This is a genomic window from Pseudomonas cimarronensis (assembly GCF_049331905.1).
In the GTDB taxonomy this organism is placed as follows: Bacteria; Pseudomonadota; Gammaproteobacteria; order Pseudomonadales; family Pseudomonadaceae; genus Aquipseudomonas.
Genome location: NZ_CP186283.1, coordinates 1,323,518 through 1,343,820, shown reverse-complemented (window position 1 = coordinate 1,343,820; position 20,303 = coordinate 1,323,518). Strand labels below are relative to the sequence as shown.

18 protein-coding genes are annotated in these 20,303 nt (G+C 58.1%); 13 read left to right on the top strand and 5 right to left on the bottom strand.

Going from position 1 to position 20,303, the window contains the following annotated elements; all coding sequences use genetic code 11:
• Position 1: 1 nt before the first annotated feature.
• Positions 2 to 337, top strand: coding sequence for a PilZ domain-containing protein (locus ACOCLD_RS06205; protein WP_422911247.1), 336 nt, complete (start codon positions 2 to 4; stop codon positions 335 to 337).
• 70 nt (positions 338 to 407) lie between these two features.
• Here ACOCLD_RS06205 and clpB read toward each other — a convergent pair whose 3' ends face one another.
• The 3 genes from clpB to rluD form a co-directional block, all read right to left on the bottom strand.
• On the bottom strand, positions 408 to 2,972 hold the full coding sequence (gene clpB / locus ACOCLD_RS06200) for an ATP-dependent chaperone ClpB (protein ID WP_422911246.1): 2,565 nt from the start codon (positions 2,970 to 2,972) through the stop codon (positions 408 to 410).
• A gap of 155 nt (positions 2,973 to 3,127) precedes the next feature.
• Entirely contained in the window at positions 3,128 to 3,853 is a 726-nt protein-coding gene (gene pgeF, locus ACOCLD_RS06195; protein ID WP_422911245.1) for a peptidoglycan editing factor PgeF, read from the bottom strand.
• Between the two features lie 17 nt (positions 3,854 to 3,870).
• Positions 3,871 to 4,845: a 23S rRNA pseudouridine(1911/1915/1917) synthase RluD gene (gene rluD, locus ACOCLD_RS06190; protein ID WP_233683667.1), complete on the bottom strand. Its 975-nt coding sequence runs from the start codon at positions 4,843 to 4,845 to the stop codon at positions 3,871 to 3,873.
• 147 nt (positions 4,846 to 4,992) lie between these two features.
• On the opposite strand from rluD, the gene ACOCLD_RS06185 reads away from it, so the two are divergent.
• From ACOCLD_RS06185 to ACOCLD_RS06170, 4 genes are all read left to right on the top strand, one after another.
• Entirely contained in the window at positions 4,993 to 5,976 is a 984-nt protein-coding gene (locus tag ACOCLD_RS06185; RefSeq protein ID WP_233683666.1) for an outer membrane protein assembly factor BamD, read from the top strand.
• A gap of 173 nt (positions 5,977 to 6,149) precedes the next feature.
• A complete protein-coding gene (locus tag ACOCLD_RS06180; protein WP_422911244.1) occupies positions 6,150 to 6,395 on the top strand; it encodes a PP0621 family protein in 246 nt (81 codons plus the stop codon).
• Positions 6,385 to 7,974 carry a sensor histidine kinase gene (locus ACOCLD_RS06175; protein ID WP_422911243.1) on the top strand — a complete coding sequence of 530 codons (1,590 nt, stop codon included), beginning with the start codon at positions 6,385 to 6,387 and terminating at the stop codon, positions 7,972 to 7,974. Before ACOCLD_RS06180 ends, ACOCLD_RS06175 begins: the two co-directional genes overlap by 11 nt.
• Before the next feature lie 2 nt (positions 7,975 to 7,976).
• Positions 7,977 to 9,314 (top strand): sigma-54-dependent transcriptional regulator, encoded by a 1,338-nt coding sequence (locus ACOCLD_RS06170; RefSeq protein WP_233683663.1) that lies wholly within the window; start codon positions 7,977 to 7,979, stop codon positions 9,312 to 9,314.
• Positions 9,315 to 9,357: 43 nt separating this feature from the next.
• On the opposite strand, the gene thiO is transcribed toward ACOCLD_RS06170, so the two are convergent.
• Positions 9,358 to 10,458, bottom strand: a complete 1,101-nt coding sequence (gene thiO / locus ACOCLD_RS06165; protein WP_422911242.1) for a glycine oxidase ThiO — start codon at positions 10,456 to 10,458, stop codon at positions 9,358 to 9,360.
• 111 nt (positions 10,459 to 10,569) lie between these two features.
• Between thiO and ACOCLD_RS06160 the strand changes: the two genes are divergently transcribed.
• The 8 genes from ACOCLD_RS06160 to ACOCLD_RS06125 all read left to right on the top strand — a co-directional run bounded on the left by ACOCLD_RS06160 (position 10,570) and on the right by ACOCLD_RS06125 (position 19,247).
• Positions 10,570 to 11,088: a GspH/FimT family pseudopilin gene (locus ACOCLD_RS06160; RefSeq protein ID WP_422911241.1), complete on the top strand. Its 519-nt coding sequence runs from the start codon at positions 10,570 to 10,572 to the stop codon at positions 11,086 to 11,088.
• Positions 11,089 to 11,186: 98 nt separating this feature from the next.
• The gene (locus tag ACOCLD_RS06155) at positions 11,187 to 11,714 is read left to right on the top strand and encodes a GspH/FimT family pseudopilin (RefSeq protein ID WP_422911240.1); all 528 of its coding nucleotides are present in this window, start codon (positions 11,187 to 11,189) and stop codon (positions 11,712 to 11,714) included.
• 17 nt (positions 11,715 to 11,731) lie between these two features.
• Positions 11,732 to 12,280, top strand: a complete 549-nt coding sequence (pilV, locus tag ACOCLD_RS06150) for a type IV pilus modification protein PilV (RefSeq protein ID WP_422911239.1) — start codon at positions 11,732 to 11,734, stop codon at positions 12,278 to 12,280.
• Positions 12,277 to 13,104 (top strand): PilW family protein, encoded by an 828-nt coding sequence (locus tag ACOCLD_RS06145; protein WP_422911238.1) that lies wholly within the window; start codon positions 12,277 to 12,279, stop codon positions 13,102 to 13,104. The genes pilV and ACOCLD_RS06145 overlap by 4 nt, the downstream gene beginning before the upstream one ends.
• Positions 13,105 to 13,112: 8 nt before the next feature.
• A complete protein-coding gene (locus tag ACOCLD_RS06140; RefSeq protein ID WP_422911237.1) occupies positions 13,113 to 13,634 on the top strand; it encodes a pilus assembly PilX family protein in 522 nt (173 codons plus the stop codon).
• 10 nt (positions 13,635 to 13,644) lie between these two features.
• Positions 13,645 to 13,980 carry a hypothetical protein gene (locus ACOCLD_RS06135; protein WP_422911236.1) on the top strand — a complete coding sequence of 112 codons (336 nt, stop codon included), beginning with the start codon at positions 13,645 to 13,647 and terminating at the stop codon, positions 13,978 to 13,980.
• A 15-nt stretch (positions 13,981 to 13,995) separates the two neighbouring features.
• Positions 13,996 to 18,819, top strand: a complete 4,824-nt coding sequence (locus ACOCLD_RS06130; RefSeq protein ID WP_422911235.1) for a PilC/PilY family type IV pilus protein — start codon at positions 13,996 to 13,998, stop codon at positions 18,817 to 18,819.
• A complete protein-coding gene (locus tag ACOCLD_RS06125; RefSeq protein WP_422911234.1) occupies positions 18,819 to 19,247 on the top strand; it encodes a type IV pilin protein in 429 nt (142 codons plus the stop codon). The genes ACOCLD_RS06130 and ACOCLD_RS06125 overlap by 1 nt, the downstream gene beginning before the upstream one ends.
• A gap of 73 nt (positions 19,248 to 19,320) precedes the next feature.
• On the opposite strand, the gene ispH is transcribed toward ACOCLD_RS06125, so the two are convergent.
• Complete coding sequence (gene ispH, locus ACOCLD_RS06120; RefSeq protein WP_422911233.1) at positions 19,321 to 20,265, bottom strand: 4-hydroxy-3-methylbut-2-enyl diphosphate reductase; 945 nt, start codon at positions 20,263 to 20,265, stop codon at positions 19,321 to 19,323.
• Positions 20,266 to 20,303: the final 38 nt, after the last annotated feature.

Here is a 20,303-nt window from a genome sequence, read left to right as displayed (position 1 = left end):
TATGGATGATGAACGTCGCCTGCATAGCCGGCATAGCGCCGAGCTGCAGCTGGAGGTCTTCGATCTGCACTCAGGCCAGCGCCTGGGCCGCGTGGTGGACCTGTCTGCCGATGGCTTCATGCTGTTCAGCGATACCCCACTGACCGCTGATGAACTGATTGAATGCCGTCTGGTCAGCGAACAGGAAATTGAGGGGGTCTGTGAGATCACCCTGGGCGCCGACTGTCTATGGAGCCGCCCAGGCGCTGATGGCCAGCACTGTTGGGCAGGCTTTCACATTATCGACCTGGCCGATGACCAGGCTGCCGCACTGGAAGTTCTGCTCAAACACTTGTGAGCCCCATATAAAAACACCCCGGCCAGCCTCGCTGAACCGGGGTGTTTTCATTTGGCCGCCAGGCTATGACTTAGCTGAAGACAATCTCGTCGGCCTCAACCCGCCCGACAATGCTGCCGCCAGGGGCAAATTTGCCCGACAGGATCAACTGTGCCAGTGGGTTTTCGATCCAGCGCTGTACGGCACGTTTGAGCGGCCGCGCACCGTAAACCGGGTCGTAACCAACAGCAATCAGCTTGTCCAGCGCGTCATCGGACAGCTCCAGACTCAGCTCACGCTCAGCCAGACGCTGACGCAAACGGCTCAGCTGGATCTGCGCAATACCGGCAATCTGCTCGCGGGCCAGCGGCTCGAAGATCACCACTTCATCGATCCGGTTGATAAATTCCGGCCGGAAGTGCGAGCCCACCGCATCCATCACCGCCGCACGCTGCGCTTCACGATCACCGACCAGCTCCTGAATCTGCGCCGAGCCCAGGTTGGAGGTCATCACCACCACAGTGTTCTTGAAGTCCACGGTGCGGCCATGGCTGTCGGTGAGGCGGCCATCTTCCAGCACCTGCAACAGCACGTTGAACACATCCGGGTGCGCCTTCTCCACCTCATCCAGCAGGATCACCGAATAGGGCTTACGGCGCACAGCCTCGGTCAGGTAGCCACCTTCCTCGTAGCCGACATAACCCGGCGGCGCACCGATCAGCCGCGCCACGGAATGCTTCTCCATAAACTCGGACATATCGATGCGCACCAACGCCTCTTCGGTGTCGAAGAGGAACTCGGCCAGCGCCTTGCACAGCTCGGTCTTGCCGACGCCGGTTGGGCCAAGGAAGAGGAACGAACCGCTCGGCCTATTCGGGTCAGCCAAGCCGGCACGAGAGCGCCGCACCGCATTGGCCACGGCCACCACCGCCTCGTCCTGACCGATCACCCGCTGATGCAGCAGACCTTCCATTTTCAACAGCTTGTCGCGCTCGCCTTCGAGCATCTTGCTCACCGGGATGCCGGTCCACTTCGACACCACTTCGGCGATTTCTTCCTCGGTGACCTTGCTGCGCAGCAGCTGATTCTCACTCTTGCCGTGCTGATCGACCATCTGCAGGCTGCGCTCCAGATCGGGAATAATCCCGTACTGCAACTCAGCCATACGATTGAGATCGCCCTTGCGCCGCGCCGCCTCCAGCTCCTGCCGAGCTTGCTCGATCTTCTGCTGGATCTGCGCCGAACCTTGCACCTCGGCCTTTTCCGACTTCCAGATATCTTCCAGGTCGGCGTACTCACGCTCCAGGCGGGCGATGTCTTCGTTGAGTTTGGCCAAACGCTTGATCGCCGCCTCGTCGTCTTCCTTCTTCAGCGCCTGGGCTTCAACCTTGAGTTGAATCAGGCGACGCTCCAGGCGATCCAGCACTTCAGGCTTGGAGTCGATCTCCATACGAATACGACTGGCCGCCTCGTCGATCAGGTCGATGGCCTTGTCCGGCAGCTGGCGGTCGGTGATATAGCGGTGCGACAGCTTGGCCGCGGCGATGATCGCACCGTCGGTGATGGCCACCTTGTGGTGCACCTCGTAGCGCTCTTTCAGGCCGCGCAGAATGGCGATGGTGTCTTCTTCGCTCGGCTCATCGACCAGCACCTTCTGGAAGCGCCGCTCCAGCGCCGCATCCTTCTCGATGTACTGGCGGTACTCATTGAGCGTGGTCGCACCGACGCAATGCAGCTCACCACGCGCCAGGGATGGCTTGAGCATATTGCCGGCATCCATCGAACCTTCGCCTTTGCCGGCGCCGACCATGGTGTGTAGTTCGTCGATAAACAGGATGATTCGCCCTTCCTGCTTGCTCAGTTCGTTGAGCACCGCCTTCAGACGCTCCTCGAACTCGCCGCGGAACTTGGCACCCGCGATCAGCGCGCCCATATCCAGCGACAGCAGGCGCTTGTCCTTCAGGCCATCGGGTACTTCGCCGTTGACGATACGCTGGGCCAAGCCCTCGGCAATCGCGGTCTTGCCCACGCCGGGCTCACCGATCAGCACCGGGTTGTTCTTGGTGCGACGCTGCAACACCTGAATGGTGCGGCGGATCTCGTCGTCTCGACCGATCACCGGGTCGAGCTTGCCTTCTTCAGCGCGCTTGGTCAGGTCGACGGTGTACTTGTCCAGGGCCTGGCGATTTTCTTCGACGTTAGGGTCGTTAACCGCATCGCCGCCGCGCAGGTTGGCGATGGCATTTTCCAGCGCCTTGCGGCTGACACCCTGACCGAGCAGCAGCTTGCCCAGCTTGGTGTTTTCATCCATGGCCGCCAGCAGCACCAGTTCGCTGGAGATAAATTGGTCACCCTTCTGCTGCGACAGGCGATCAGCCTGGTTGAGCAGGCGTGCCAGATCCTGCGACAGGTTGACGTCGCCGGATGGATTCTGGATTTTGCCCAGCTGGTCGAGTTCTTTCCCCAGGGCCAGCCGCAGGCTGTTGACATCAAAACCGACCTGCATCAGCAATGGCTTGATCGAGCCACCCTGCTGCTCAAGCAGTGCCTGCATCAGGTGCAGCGGCTCGATGGCTGCGTGATCAAGCCCCACAGCCAGGGATTGCGCATCAGAGAGCGCGAGTTGCAACTTGCTGGTTAAACGATCAATACGCATAAACAATCAACCCTCGTGGTGATGGCAGGCCGGTGCACTGAATCGCACCCAAAACAGAAAAGCCTGCGGATGAAGAGTAGATGAGGTCGATTGTGCGGGTTTCAAGCCGTGCGACGTTGACCTGAGTCAGCTGCTGCAAACGCGGCAGGCCAGAATCAGTTGACCAGCCAGATCAGGCTGGCGAAGCGCCCGGTCTGCGCAGCGCGGCGGTAGGAGAAGAAACGCGGATCACTGACCGTACAGAAGTCGCCGCCATACACCGCCTCAACACCACGAGCGGCCAGGCGTATACGGGCCAGTTGATAGATGTCGGCGAGGAACTTGCCTGGGTTGCCACTCGACACAAAGGCCGCGGCAGCCGATGCGTGCTGGGCGACAAAGGCTTCACGCACCTCCCCGCCTACCTCGAAGGCTTGCGGCCCGATTGCGGGGCCAAACCAGACCAGCACCTGTTCACCCGGAACGCCCAGTTTGTCCAGCGTGGCTTCCAGCACGCCGTTTGCCAAGCCACGCCAACCGGCGTGTGCGGCGGCAACACGGGTGCCGGCGCGGTCGCAGAACAGTACCGGCAAACAGTCGGCAGTCATCACGGTGCAGGCGATGCCTGGCTTGTTGCTCCAACTGGCATCGGCTTCGTGCACTCGCAGCGGATCGGCCTCAACCACGGCCACGCCATGCACCTGCTGCAACCAGGCCGGTTTGCAGCCGAGCAGACTGATCAGACGCTGACGGTTCTTCTGCACCGCTGGCGGCTGATCACCGACATGCTCACCCAGGTTGCAGCTGTCATAAGGCGCCAGACTCACACCACCAGTGCGGGTAGTCACACAGGTCTTTACCCTTGCCGGAGCAGGCCATTGCGGTGTCAGCCAGTCGTGCATCCCTTCACCCAATCTGGTTAACCAATAAACGCCTCACGGTCCTGGCGCAGCAGCGTCAGCAACCAGACAAAATCATCCGGCAATGGCGACTGCCACTTCATTCGCTCGCCGGTAAGCGGATGATCCAGTTCGAGAAACCGCGCATGCAAGGCCTGACGCGGGAACTCCTTGAGCGTCTGCACCATGCTCGGATTGGCGGCCGGCGGGATGCGGAAGCGCCCGCCATAGACCGGGTCACCCACCAACGGATAACCGATATGGCTCATGTGCACGCGAATCTGGTGCGTGCGCCCGGTTTCCAGCTTGACCCGCGTATGCGTGTGCGAGCGGAAACGCTCCAGCACGCGGTAATGACTGACTGCCGGCTTGCCACCATCGCTCACCGCCATACGCTGACGCTGCGAAGAGCTACGTCCAATTGGCGCATTGATCTTGCCGCCCGAGGTGATCACCCCGATCACGATGCACTCGTAGATACGGCTGACGCTACGCTTCTGCAATTGATCGACCAGACGGGTCTGCGCTTCGATGGTCTTGGCCACCACCATCAGGCCGGTGGTGTCCTTGTCCAGGCGATGCACAATGCCGGCACGCGGCACGTTGATAATGTCCGGCACATGGTGCAACAAGGCGTTGAGCAAGGTGCCGTCGGCGTGCCCGGCAGCCGGATGCACCACCAGACCGGCCGGTTTGTCGATGACCAGGATCTGCTCGTCTTCGTAGACGATATTCAGCGCGATATCCTGAGCGACCCACTCGCCCTGCGCTTCCTGTTCGGCCTTGAGCGCCAACAGGGCACCACCATGGACGATGTCGCGCGGACGCAACACAGCACCGTCAACCGTCAGCAGCCCCTCTTTAATCCAGGCAGACAGACGCGAACGCGAGTGCTCGGCAAACAGGAGTGCGGCGACTTGATCGAGGCGTTGACCGCCCATTTCATAGGGCACCTCGGCGTTCAGTTCAATGATCTGCTTATTAATAGAGGACATGCTCGGCAACAGAGGGGGTCTAGCCTTTGGTTTCGGCTACACGCTTGTGGTTAAATACGGCGTCTTTGCCCCAGGGGTACCGGGGGCGCTCATCATAACAGGACGGCTTTGCTCAAGACAGCCGCCGTCACAGGGACGCAAGCCGCCATGCAAGTGAAACACCTGCTGCTGATCGCAATCCTCGCTCTCACCGCCGCCTGCTCGTCGAAGCAGGTGGTTGACGAAAACCTGAGCGAGACCGAACTCTACCAGCAGGCACAAGCCGACCTGGACAATAATAGCTACACCGCTGCCGTAGCCAAGCTTAAGGCGCTGGAGTCGCGCTATCCGTTCGGCCGCTATGCCGAGCAGGCACAGCTGGAGCTGATCTACGCCTACTACAAGAACGTTGAGCCGGAAGCGGCCAAATCCGCCGCCGACCGTTTTATTCGCCTGCACCCGCAGCATGCCAACGTCGACTACGCCTACTACCTCAAAGGCCTGGCGTCGTTTGATCAGGACCGCGGCCTGATTGCTCGTTTCGTGCCGCTGGACATGACCAAGCGCGACCCTGGCGCCGCACGCGACTCCTACAACGAGTTCGCCCAGCTCACCAGCCGCTACCCCACCAGCCGCTACGCGCCAGACGCCAAGCAGCGCATGATCTACCTGCGCAACCTGCTGGCGGCTTACGAGATTCATGTGGCGCATTACTACCTGACCCGCAACGCCTACGTAGCAGCGGCCAACCGCGGCCGTTACGTGGTGGAAAACTTCCAGGAAACCCCAGCCGTTGGCGACGGCCTGGCCGTGATGACCGAAGCCTACCAGCGCCTGACCCTGGACGATCTGGCAGCCACCAGCCTGGAAACCCTCAAGCTCAACTACCCGGACCACCCAAGCCTGGTCGACGGCCAGTTCGTCCCGCGCGAAGCAGAAGCCGACAGCCGCTCCTGGCTGGCCAAGGCGACCCTGGGTCTGATCGAAACCGACACACCGCTGCCGCCGGGCGAAACCCGCGCCAGCCAGGACGTGATTCGTCAGTACGAAGACGCAGAAGAGCAGATCCCGGATGAACTCAAAGCCGGCGCAACCGAAGAGCAGCCAAGCCGCTCCTGGTTCAGCTACCTGACCTTTGGCCTGTTCGACTAAGCCAAGGCACATCATTAAAAGGGAGGCCAGGTGCCTCCCTTTTTATTAGCCGCAGCATCGCGGCACAAAACCTGAGAAGACCTCACAAAACGACGCCAAGCAGACTGCTTCAACGCTGGGCGCACATAGACGGGTTAGCTAAACTGCCTGCTTACCGATAAGAAGAGAACACCATGGGCCTGTTTCGCTTGCTGTTCTGGATTGCCATCATCGCCGGCGCCTTCTGGCTGTGGCGACGCTTTAGCCGACCAACACCCACCCGCCCTGAGGCGCAAAACACCTCCGCACAGCCAGCACCGATGGTGCGTTGCCAGCATTGCGGCGTGCATGTACCGCGCGACCACGCATTAGCCATGGACGAACAGTGGTATTGCAGCCAGGCCCACCTTGAGCAAGGCCCCCGCAATAATGAGCGCTGACTTCGCCCTGAGCGGAGAGCAAAGCCGGCGCATCCTGCGGCTCTACCACCTGTACCGCCTGGTGATCGGCCTGACGCTGGTAATGGTGGTCTCCAGCGAGCTGCACACAGACTTGCTGGAAATGGCCCATCCGACGCTGTTCCGCAATGGCAGCTGGCTGTACCTGGCACTCAACATCCTGATCATCGCCACCGTGCGCCGCCCCAAGCGCCTGGCGCAGATATTCAGCCTGGCGCTGGTCGACGTCATCCTGCTCTCCGGCCTGTTCTACGCCGCCGGCGGCACCCCCAGCGGCATCGGCAACCTGCTGATCGTCGCTGTAGCCATTGCCAACATTTTGCTGCGCGGCCGTATCGGCCTGCTGATTGCCGCCGTCGCAGCCATCGGCATGATCTACCTGACCTTCTACCTCAGCCTCAGCCGCCCAGCTGCAGCCAGTCAGTATGTGCAGGTCGGGGCATTTGGCGCCCTGTGCTTTGCCGCGGCCCTGTTTGTCCAGGGACTGACCCGCCGCCTGCAGGTCAGTGAAAGCCTGGCTGAGCAACGCGCCGCCGACGTGGCCAACCTGGAAGCGCTGAACGCCCTGATCCTGCAGCGTATGCGCACCGGTATTCTGGTACTCGATGAATTGCACCGCGTATTGCTGGCCAACCAGGGTGCCAATCACCTGCTGGGGCATGCCGATCTCACCGGCAAGATTCTCGACCCGCACTGCCCCGAGTTGATAAAGCGCATGCAGCAATGGCTACACAACCCAAGCCTGCGCCCCGCCAGCCTGCAGGCCGCACCGGACGGGCGCGTGCTGCAGCCAAGCTTTATTGCCCTGCAGCGTGGTGCGCACAAGCACACACTGATTTTCCTCGATGACATCTCGCAAATTGCGCAACAGGCGCAACAGCTCAAACTGGCTTCCCTGGGCCGCCTGACAGCCGGCATTGCTCACGAGATCCGTAACCCGCTAGGCGCGATTAGCCACGCCGCACAGTTGCTGCAAGAGTCAGAAGAACTTCAAGGCCCCGACCTGCGCCTGGCGCAGATCATTCAGGATCATTCACGGCGAATGAACCTGGTGATCGAGAACGTCCTGCAACTGTCACGGCGACGCCAGGCCGAACCGCAATTGCTGGATTTGAAATACTGGCTGCACCGTTTTGCCAGCGAATTTCGCAACAGTGCTGCGCCCAACCAGACCCTGCACCTGGAGACCAGCAGCGGCAGCATCCAGACCCGCATGGACCCGCACCAGCTCACTCAGGTGCTGAGCAACCTGGTGGAAAACGGCCTGCGCTACAGCGCGCAGAAGCACAAGCAGGGCCAGGTCTGGCTGAAGCTGTTTCGCGACCCGGACAGCGAGCTGCCCGTGCTCGAAGTGCTGGACGACGGCCCAGGAGTTGCAGAAGAACAACTGCACCACCTGTTCGAACCCTTCTACACCACAGAAAACAAAGGCACTGGGCTGGGTTTGTATATTTCCCGTGAACTATGCGAAAGCAACCAGGCACGCCTCGACTATAAACTGCGTGAAGGTGGCGGTAGCTGCCTGCGTATCACCTTCGCCCACCCGCGCAAACTGAGCTGACCATGACCCGCCAGAGAGCCCTGATCGTCGATGACGAACCCGATATTCGCGAACTGCTGGAAATCACTCTGGGGCGCATGAAGCTCGACACCCGCAGCGCGCGCAACGTCAAAGAAGCACGCGAATGGCTGGCAAAGGAGCCGTTCGACCTGTGCCTGACTGACATGCGCCTGCCCGACGGTACCGGCCTGGAACTGGTGCAACACATTCTGCAACGCCACCCGCAAGTGCCAGTGGCGATGATCACCGCTTACGGCAGCCTGGACACCGCAATCAATGCCCTGAAAGCCGGGGCATTCGACTTTCTGACCAAGCCGGTCGATCTCGGCCGCCTGCGCGAGTTGGTCGCCGCAGCCTTGCGCCTGCGCAGCGCCGATAGTGAAGAACTGCCCGTAGACAGCCGCCTGCTCGGTGACTCACCACCGATGAAGGCTATGCGCAAACAGATCCTTAAACTGGCCCGCAGCCAAGCGCCGGTCTATATCAGCGGCGAATCCGGCAGCGGCAAGGAACTGGTCGCGCGCCTGATTCACGAGCAAGGCTCGCGTGGTGAACAACCCTTTATCCCGGTCAACTGCGGCGCCATTCCCACCGAGTTGATGGAGAGCGAGTTCTTCGGCCACAAAAAAGGCAGCTTCACCGGCGCTATTGAGGACAAACAAGGGCTGTTCCAGGCGGCCAACGGCGGCACCCTGTTCCTCGATGAAGTGGCCGATCTGCCGCTGCCGATGCAAGTCAAACTACTGCGCGCAATTCAGGAAAAGGCCGTGCGCGCCGTCGGCGGCCAACAGGAACTGATCGTCGATGTGCGCATCCTCTGCGCCACCCACAAGGACCTCGCCGGCGAAGTTGCGGCCGGACGCTTCCGCCAGGATCTGTACTACCGCCTCAACGTAATCGAACTGCGCGTGCCCGCTCTGCGCGAGCGTCGCGAAGACATCGCCCTGCTGGCCGACATCATGCTCAAGCGCCTGGCCGAGGGCACTGGCTTGAGCGCCGCCAAACTAGATGACGAAGCTCTGGAGAAGCTTAAGAGCTATCGCTTCCCCGGCAACGTGCGCGAACTGGAAAACATGCTAGAACGCGCCTATACCCTCTGCGAAGACGACCGCATCACCGCCAGCGACCTGCGCCTGGCCGACAGCATGCCACTCAGCGAGAACGGCGAAGCCAATCTTGCGCAGATCGATAATCTGGAAGATTACCTCGAAGCCATCGAACGCAAACTGATCATGCAGGCCCTAGAAGAAACCCGCTGGAACCGCACCGCCGCGGCACAGCGCCTGGGCCTGAGTTTTCGCTCAATGCGCTATCGCCTGAAGAAGCTTGGTATCGATTGATACACAACGACACGAGGCGCTCTAGCCGCAAAGCGCCTTAACCTTAAACGGCCAACTCTAACCGCCCAGCAGGCGCATAAGGCGCCGGATCGACAATGGGCTCTCGCCCCAACATCAGGTCTGTGAGCAGTTGGCAGGACGCCGGCGCCAGCACCAGACCATTACGGTAATGCCCGCAGTTCAGCCACAAACCCTCATGCCCGGGCAGCGGCCCAATAAACGGAATACCCTCTGGCGACCCCGGGCGCAAGCCAGCCCAATGCCCCACCACCTCGGCATCCGCCAGCGCCGGCAACAACTCGACTGCGGACGCTTTTAGGCTGGCCAACGCCTCGTCGGTCGGCGTTTTATCGAAGCCTGCATGCTCAAGCGTGCTGCCAATCAGGATATGACCGTCACGCCGCGGAATTGCATAACGCCCCTTGGCCAACACCATCGCCGGCAGGAAGTCCTCGGCGCACTTGTACAGAATCATCTGCCCCTTGACCGGCACCACCGGCAACTCGATGCCGAGTGTCCTCATCAACTCACCACTCCAGGCACCGGCAGCCAGCACCACGCGATCGGCATACATGTCACCCTGGGCCGTATGCACCCCTGTGACGCGCCCATCCTCACGGATAAAGCCATTGACCGCACAATGCTCATGCAGCGTGACATTAGGCATCTGCTCTAGCGCTGCACGCAGCGCCTTGACTAGCCGAGGGTTACGCACATTAGCCACATCCGCCATCTGCACCGCCCGCCCGAAGCCCTCCGCCAGCGCAGGCACCGCGCGTTGCACAGCTGACACATCCACAGAACGCAACGGCCGCCCTTCACGCAACGCCCAGGCCAACGCGTCCGTTTCGTCGTCCAGATCCAGCCAATACAACCCCGTGACATGCACCTCAGGATCAATCTGCGTCTGCGCCAGCAACTGCTCGGCCAGCCGCGGATAGAAATCCTGCGACCAATGCGCCAATGCAGTCACCGCGGAACTGTAACGCCAGGGGTAAAGCGGCGAGACGATACCGCCGCCCGCCCAGGAGGACTCCTCGCCAGCCTGAAATCGATCAAGCAAAGCAACATTTACATTGTGTCGAGCAAGCAGGTAAGCACCAAGCATACCCACTACACCACCGCCCACTGATAACACTCGCATCACACTGACACCCCATCGGGAGGAAAACTTACACAGCAACACTGGATTGGCGACAGGCGTAATGCCTGTACATACGCAAACTCAATTACACGGAGCAATAGAGGGTTCAGGATGAACATCAAAGCGATAAAAGGCTTTACTCTGCACGAAATACTAATCACCACAGCAATTATCTCTGCACTCGCTTGGAGCATTGGCGCGCTGGGCCAAGTAGCAGCGAAACAACGCCTGCAAACGACCCACAGCGAACTTGCCACGCTTATCACCATGGCCCGCTGGCAGGCCATGAGCAATACCAACAGAGTGACGCTCTGCCCCCTGCAGGAGCATGGCCGGTGCCAACTACCCTGGTCCGGAACCCTTACCAACTTTCTCGACAGCAACGGCAATCGCACGCTCGATCCAGGCGAGGAAATCATTGCTCGCATGACACTGCCTAGTCACACAACCCTAACCTGGCGCGGCATGGCCCCAACGCACTCGTTGCACTTCAGCGGCAACGGCCTGACTTTTGTTAGTAACGGCACATTTACCCTGTGCCATCGAAATATCAACGAAACCCGACGAATAATCCTTAACAAACAAGGGCGCCTCAAAAGCGAACGCTTAAATAGCACATGCCCGCACTGACCACTCAAGCAGCAAATGCCGCCAGCTATCACCCTTGTATTGAATGGACGCATCGTAGCGGCCAGGATTAGGGTGAAAGTTTCCCTTCGAGAACGCCCATGCTGCGAAGTAAAGGATTTACCCTCATAGAACTGATGATCACTGTTGCCATTCTGGGCGTTATCCTGGGGCTTGCGGTTCCCGCCATGGGCGACTTCGCGGTTCGTCAACGCGTCAGCGGACAAGCCAGTGAACTGATGCTGGCGCTCGCCTTCGCCCGCTCAGAGGCGGTCAAACAGAATAGAGAGATCGCCGTACTGCCCGCTACCAACGCTGCTACCGGCTGGGCTGATGGCTGGTGTGTAGGTCCAGCCACTGGCGCTGACGCAATGGATAACTGCACCAGTAATAACCGCTTGCGTAATTTTCAAGCCAAATCTGGCGTGACGGTCAACAGCAACTTCCTACAAGCAAGCAACAAGCTGGTGTTTCAGCGCGACGGTACCTGCTCGCTCTGCGGCAGTACGCCCTTCAAGATCAGCTCCGCCAAGCTCAAAGTGGCCCCTACCGATGCCCGCTGTATCGACATCAACCGGCAGGGCCGCCCAACACTTCGCAAAGTCAGCCGTGACACGGCGTGCAACTGAGAAGGATGAGACAGTTCATGCAGACATACAGCCCAAATCAATCCGGCAGCTCCCTGATTGAAGTCCTTATCACGCTGTTGATCTTTACCGTCGGCATGCTCGGCTTAGCCGCACTGCAACTCAATGCTTTGCAAGGTTCCAGTGACAGCGCCCAGCGCTCGCAGTCCACCTGGATCCTGCAAGACATCGCCGAGCGCATTCGCGCCAACCCTGCGGGTACCGCCGCCCAATATGCCGCCGCCCCCGTCTGTGCAAACCCTCCTACGGCGCGCTGTGCGGATTATTACTCTCCGGCCACTTCGGCAAAGGTTGCAGCCCAAAACTGTACAGCAGCACAGATGGCTGCTTTTGACCGCTGGGAAGCACAGTGCAGCTACGCCAACCTGGCCTCCAACACCATCAATGGCCGCTTTACCAGCCGCGATTTTATTACCCCGCCTGCCGGCGACATCACACTGGGTGTCGCGGCAGCAGGCAACACAATAACCCTGCAAGGCTTCTGGCTTGGCCGTGCTGCCAAAAACACTTTTGCGCCCGCTATCCCCCCTTTTGAGGTGCACCGATGAGCATCAGCAACTTCACCACATTGCGCCGCACTCAGCTGGGTTTATCAATAGTTGAACTTATGGTTGCGATGGCGCTAGGACTGCTGCTGATGACCGGCGTCATCCAGGTTTTCCTCTCCAGCCGGCAAACCTATGCAGCCAACGAAGCCATGGGCCGACTGCAGGAGAACGGACGCTTTGCACTTGAGTTTATCGCCCGTAGTGCACGACTAGGGGGGTATGTAGAACCTGTTTTTGAAGGTGGCAAACCACTGGCGCTGGTTCGCCCATCATGCACGGGACTCCCTGGAACAACTCCTGCCGAGCTATGTACCAGCGAAGGCGGTGGTAATGCCTCTGACAGTATTGGCTTTGTTTTTCAGCCACCCGTTACTGAAGGAGCACGTCGCGACTGTCTAGGCAATACAATCACTGAAAACAACATGCTGCTGATCAATCACTACTCGATCATCCCAGCTACCGCCACCACGCCGGCAGCACTCGGTTGCCGGGCTTACAAATTCAATACAGCCACAGGCAACTGGACTTCGGGGCCAACAGCTCAGGAGCTGATTTCAGGCATCGACAGCTTGCAGGTGCTCTACGGCATCAACACCAGTGGCGACTCTCGCAGTGCCAATCAGTATGTCTCGGCCGACAGAGTTACCGACTGGAACGACGTCCGCGCCGTGCGCATATCCGTACTGGCCAATTCGATTGACAACCTGACACCCGCACCCGCTGGTCGCAACTTTGTTCTGCTCGATGCTGCACCACTGGCATTCAATGACAGCCGTGCACGACAGATTTTCAGCACCACCATCCAGCTCAAGAACACCTTTTGAGGCGAACCATGCGCAACTTGCCTACAGACTCTCGCAGCCAGAAAGGCGCCACTCTTATCGTGGCGCTGGTCTTCTTGCTGGTACTGACCATCGCCGGTGTTACCGCCATGCGTTTCTCCACGTTTGAAGAACGCATGGCCAGTAATACTCAGTTCCGCAACCAGGTGTTCCAGCAGGCGCAGAATGAACTGCGCGCACAATTGCTGGCCTTTAATACCAACCTTGCCAATCGAGCACCGTTGTTGGCAGCGATGGCCTTCAAGGGCACCTCGAAAACGGCAGAGGAAGTAACCGCTCTAAAAAACGTAGGCCTACCTGCAACTTCTGGAGCGACCGTGGCGATTACACCAATCACCGGCACTCAAAGCGCCTCAAATACCGTTCGTTACGTTCAGGAGAAACCCTGCGAGGACGGCTCCAGCGTTGAGCGATTTATTTGCATTGATTTTCACATGGAAGCACGTGCAGAGCTCGACAGCGGAACCTACTCCTGGCAAGCCCAGGGCATGACCTTCCAGAACAACAAGTGAGCATATAACCATGAGCACACGTATCTGCTTCGCCCTATTCAGTTTCTTACTCAGTTTCAGCAGTTTTGCCCAAGAGCAATCCAACAACGAGCCCTTGATTCGAATCATCGAAATGGAGCGTCTGATCGTCAGCTGGAGCCCCAATGACACAAGCCTTGGCCGTGTCATGGCCTACACCTGCCAGGAATGCCCAGCCACCAGTATGACAATCGACCCCAGCGCCCAACTGGAGATCAATGGTCAACTACGCCCGATCAGTGAGCTGGCACTCAAAGTCGATTGGGCCGGAGCCATTACGGTCACCGACCAGGCGCCGACCCATATCCTCAAGTTTTCCATGTACTAAGACTGGAGAAAGATCATGTTTAAACTAAGACCAGTCGCCCTTGGCATCAGCGCTTTCCTTTACGGGTTTATGACATTCAATACTGCCCTGGCTGATGACACCGAAATTTATGTGCCTCGAGACGTGCCTGCTGATCAGCAGGTACGTCCAAACATTCTGTTTGTGCTCGATTCTTCCGGCTCAATGGGAAGCACCGTCGCAAACAGCGCGATACCGCCCAGCAAGAAAAATAGAACCCGTAACGCTGTAATGCAGGACGTTGTAAACGACCTGATCAATGATCTGAAAGCCAAGGAAGATGTTAACGTTGGCTTTATGCGATTTGATGGAAATGATGGCGGCTATGTATTGAGCCCGGTAAAGCGATTAACAACAGCTAACGCCAGTTCAATGCAGGATGTCGTTAACGACATACCTGCAAGTGGCAATACGCCAATGCTAGAAACTTATTACGAATCTTACCTCTATATGACCGGCCAGAATCGCGTATGGGGGGACAAGAGTGTTTCATCCTCAAGAAACGGTAACAAATACATCTCACCAATCGAACATAGCTGCCAAAAATCACACATTATATATGTCACAGATGGTGAGCCCACCGTCGACCAAGGCTCTAACTCAGCAGTAAAGACACTAGTTACAAATAAAAACACCCTACACCCAGCATCAAGTTGCGGTAACGGTAACGGCCAGTGCCTGCCTCACCTTGCTGAGTACATGGCCAATCAGGATTTGTTTCCTGCACCAGCCCCCTTTGCCGACCCTACAAACCGCAGCCAGACGGTAACGTCGCACTTTGTTGGCTTTGCAGTGAATCTCCCACTACTACAAAACGCTGCTGCAGCTGGCGGCGGCAGTTACTACACATCAGATAACGTATCCGGCCTCACCGAAGCCCTTAAAGCTATTATTGTCGACATCACTGCAGAAAACACGTCCTTCGCTGCACCAAGCGTGGCGGTAAGCGCCTTTAACAACTTGGGCTTCCGTAACGATCTTTATTACGCATTGTTCCGCCCGGCGGAAGGTGCCAACTGGCCCGGCAACGTCAAGCGTTACAAGCTGGGCAAAGATATTGCCGGAAACCCATTGATCGTTGACCAGAACGGGAATGCTGCCATTGATGACAGCACCGGGTTCTTCAGCAACAGCGCCTCCAGCTTCTGGACTACCGCGCCAGATGGCAGTGATGTGGCCAAGGGCGGGGTTGCCGGGCGCCTGCTCAACCCTGATACACGGAATATCTTCACCTGGACGGGCGCTGACAGGACAGCAACAGCCAGCGCAGGAGTTACCGATGCCGTTAGCCTCAACTCAGCGAGTTATAGACTAACTAGCGCAAATAGTGCACTGACCAATGCAATGCTGGGGGCTAGCAATACCACGCAAAAAGACCGGTTCATTAACTGGGCTCGGGGCAAAAATACCGACGGCACAAACCGCCTTGCAATTTCTGACGTACTGCATAACGAACCCAAACTGGTTGCCTACGTTACAGACGAAGACCTTGCACGCGTAAACAACGCACCGCTGACCTCTCCAGAACAGCTGTATATGTTCTTCGGATCGAACGAGGGGTTTATTCATGCTATCGACCCCAAAACCGGCAATGAAAAATTCGCCTTTATTCCTAAAGAGCTTTTAGCTAACCCTGGCGCCTATTTAACTAATGCCAAAGGCTCCAGCAGCAAAAAGTACGGCATGGACGGCCAGATCAACCTCTGGACCAAGTACCGTGAGGCCACAGCAGGCAATGGCGATATAGCAGCCAAGCGCCGCGTGCTGGAAAAGGCCACACTTTATGCAGGCATGCGCCGTGGCGGCAGCAACTACTACGCGCTGGATGTCAGCAATATTGATGCACCGGCCTTCAAGTGGATGATCAAAGGCGCCTATAACCCCACCCCAACGCCTGGCTTTGAAAAGCTCGGCATGACCTTCTCCGCGCCTAAACTGGCCGACGTGAAGATCAATAATGAGGAAACCAAAGTACTGATTTTCACTGGTGGCTATGATAAGGATCACGACACCATCGGCACCAACGCTCCCAAGGCTGACAATATCGGCAACGCGCTGTTCATTGCACATGCTGAAACCGGCAAACTGCTCTGGCGCGCGGGTAGCAACAGCGACACAGGTGCCAACCTGCAGATCAGCAGCATGACCAACAGCATGCCGGCCGACCCAACAATCGTCGATATCAATGGTGACGGTTTTGCTGACATCATTTATGCCACCGACCTGCGCGGCCAGGTGTTTCGCTTCGATATCAACAATGCCAATACTGGCATAGCCACTGGCTTTGCCACCGGTGGACGGATCGCTCAGTTGGGCGGCACAACCGCTGCAGATAACCGCCGCTTCTTCGGCTCTCCAGACGTGGCACTGATTCGCGAGCGTGGCGGCAAGACCTATTTCACCGTCTCGGTCGGCTCAGGCTTTCGTGAAAGCCCACTCAACACTGAAACCGATGATCGTTTTTACGTGCTGCGTGACAGCAACGTATTCGAAAAACCGACCACCTACACCACCATCACCGAGAGCGACCTGACCAACGTCACCGGCTTCGATCTGAGTGCAGCTGATACCGCTGCGATTCAGGCAACCATTCAAGGGCTGGAAGCACAAATGCTGGCCCTCAACAATGCCGTTGATGGTGCCAGACAGAACTTCGTCGACTACCGTGCAGGCATTGGCCACACCGCCAAGCAGAATGCTGCCTCCCAGGCATTGAGCGATGCCAACGCACGGCAACTGCAGATCGACGAGATTCTCACCGACGACCCTTACTTGGTCGACAACAACGAGAACCTGCAGCAACAGAGCAAGCTGCAGAGCAGCCTGGAAAAAGCTCAGGCGGCACTGGCCAAGGTTCAGCAACTCTATCTGGATACACTTGCACTGGCTGACTCTGCAGATGCGGCAGCACTGGATACTGCACGTATCGCTGCTGACGCGGCCAATACCGCAGCAGCCAATGCCTACGCGACCGCTCAACCTATAGCGGATGCTGATGCAATTACTGCAGCCAACGCGGAAGCGGCTGCTGCTTTGGCTGAGACTGATGCTTCCAATGCGGCTACAGCCAAAGCTGCAGCTGACGCAGCACTGGCTACAGCCACAGCAGCGGCAGACGTCACAGCAGCAGCAAAAGCTGCCGCAACAGCGGACTATACCAACGCCCAAGACGCTGTTAGCAATAGGCAGAGTGATGTAGATGCTGCGCTAATTGCCCGGAATGCCGCGCAAGCTGATTATGATAGCGATCCGAGCGACCCCGATTTTCAGGCAGCCCTCACCGCAGCTCAATCGGCTCTTGACGCTGCAACAACAGCACTCACTGATGCGCAAACCGTTGCAACTGCAGCCAACGCTGCACTGGCAACTGCCAACGCAGCAGATGCAACAGCCCAAACAGATCTTACTAATGCGACAAGCGCATCCAGTGCTGCCAATACATTGGCAACGAATACAGCAACCGCTGCCACAAACCTACGTAACACTGCAACTACCGCCCAGGCTGCCGCAAACGCTTCAGCCCTGGATGCAGCCACCAAACTGGCAGCACGAGATGCAGCCCAAGCCGCACTTGCAGCCGCAAATCAGGCTCATGCTGACGCAGTGCTCAATGACAATAACCTTGCCGCTCTTGTGCTCACCAAAGACAAAATGGCCTATGAATATGCACGACTGACTGAACTGCAGCGCTCCTTGGATGACTCATTCGCATTTATCAAAAACAAGGAAGCAGAAGTCCTTGCTGCTAAGGCAGATCCTGCGCGCACTGATGAAGTCGCCAATCTGCAGGCCGAACTGGAAGTCTTGAGAACAGACTATGCGGCTCTTGCTTTTATCGAAACACGGGAAAACCTTAATGCCGGATCACCTAGCAAGCTGGACACCTTGCTAGCCGCGATTCAAAGCGCGCTGGATATGCCGGGAGCAACTGCCGATGTCATTACAGCAGCCAACTCAGCATTGGCCGCACTGGCTGCAGATGCTGACATTGGTGATCTTCCAGTCGGCTTCCCCTATAACTATGCCGACCTCCTGGACCGCACAGAAGCCGCCAAGGCGGCCACGCTGAGGGCTGCTGCAACCAACAGCCAGACCATTGTTAATCAGATCGCAACCCTGTTATCCGAACAGGCAGCGCTGATTGCATCGGGTAATGCCTTGCAGGCTGAAGCGGATGTGCTGGCAGCACAGGCCTATAACCCTGCCAGTGCACTGCTTTCCGCAGCGCAACTCACTGCACTGCAGGCAAAAACCGCACCGGAAACACCAACGTTCTTCGATGCTTACCAATTTCTGATTGATCAGGCCCTGGCCAACGCAGCAAGCACCGTCAACGGTCTGCCGTACTTGCGCAAAGAAATTGATAAGGAGTACGCCAAGCTGACCCCGGGCAACAGCTATACGCCCAACACCAGCCTGCTGGCGGCCAGCAAAGGTTTCTACCTGAAGCTGCCACGGGGTGAGAAGGTGCTTTCCACTTCGATATCCTTCCGCGGTGCTGTGTTCTTCAGTACCTTCAGCCCTCGCGGACAGGCCGTTTCTACCTGCGGCTCAGACGTGGGCCGCGGACGCGCCTATGCCCTGAGCTTGGTCGATGCCAGCGCGCTGTATACCGAAACAGCCTCCGACGGCACCAAGAACCCAGTACGCAGCTTTGACTTGAAACGCTCGGGGATTCCGCCAACCCCGTCGGTGATCCTCTCCGAGGGCAAACCTACGGTACTAATTGGTACCGAAATCCTTCGCAATGATTGCGTGGATGGTGCGGAAGTTTGCCGAGCTGGCGATGCAGTCAAAGCGACATACTGGAGAGAGAATTGATGAAGCAACAAGGTTTCAGCCTGATAGAACTGATGGTTGTGGTGGCGATAGTCGGCATTCTTGCCGCTATCGCCTACCCGAGTTACCAGAACTATGTATTACGCTCTGGCCGAGCTGACGGCCAGGCCAAACTAATGGAAATACTCCAAGCCCAAGAACGCTTCTACTCACAAAACCAGACCTATACAGCCAATTTAGGTGCAGGGGGGTTGGGCTATGGTGTTGCTGCCGATGCAGCAGTTGCATCCGACGAGCGTCGATACAACATTACTGCTCAAGCATGCGGCGGTAGTATTGCCCGCTGCGTAGTCCTAACGGCTGCTCGTGTCGGCGCTCAGCTACAGGATAACGAATGCGGCGACCTGACACTGGATAGCCGTGGAACCAAAGGCGAATCAGGGACAGGGACTGTAGAGACCTGCTGGTAACAGGCTCATGGCAGCCAAAACGCAAAAGCCGACTCAAATGAGTCGGCTTTTGCGTTTCACCAGAAATAGACCCTCACACTTGCTTTAGCCGTAGCTCCTTCGGCATAGAGAACGTCACGTTCTCCGGGCGCCCCAGCAGCTCTTGAGCGCCTGTTGCACCCCACTCGCTCAGTTGCTGAATTACGCCTTGCACCAGCACTTCAGGCGCTGATGCACCTGCCGTAATGCCGATACCCGCAACACCTGCAAACCACTCCTGCTTGAGATCTTCTGCACCATCGATCAGGTAAGCGGGCGTGCCCATGCGTTCGGCGAGCTCGCGCAGGCGGTTGGAATTGGAGCTATTGGGGCTGCCGACCACCAGCAGTACGTCACATTCAGCAGCAAGCTGTTTGACGGCGTCCTGGCGGTTCTGGGTGGCGTAGCAGATATCGTCTTTGCGCGGGCCACCGATGGCGGGGAATTTACTGCGCAGGGCATCGATTACCTTGCTGGTGTCATCCATGGACAGAGTGGTCTGGGTCACAAACGCCAGCGCTTCGGGGTTACGTACCTCAAGCGCGGCCACATCGGCCTCATCTTCCACCAGGTAGATACTGCCGCCGTTGCTGGCGTCGTATTGACCCATGGTGCCTTCGACTTCCGGGTGGCCTTCGTGGCCGATGAGGATGCATTCGCGCCCTTCGCGGCTGTAGCGCACCACTTCCATATGCACCTTGGTTACCAGTGGGCAGGTGGCATCGAAGACTTTCAAGCCGCGTCGATCAGCTTCGCTGCGCACCACCTGAGAGACCCCGTGGGCACTGAAGATGACGATGACGTCGTCCGGCACCTGATCCAGCTCCTCGACAAACACCGCGCCGCGCGAGCGCAGGTCTTCGACCACAAACTTGTTGTGCACCACTTCATGGCGCACATAAATGGGCGGACCGAAGACTTCCAGGGCACGGTTGACGATCTCAATGGCGCGGTCGACGCCGGCACAGAAGCCACGGGGATTGGCGAGTTTGATATGCATGGCGGGTATCTCGACGGTAGGCCTTGCGGACTAGTGTA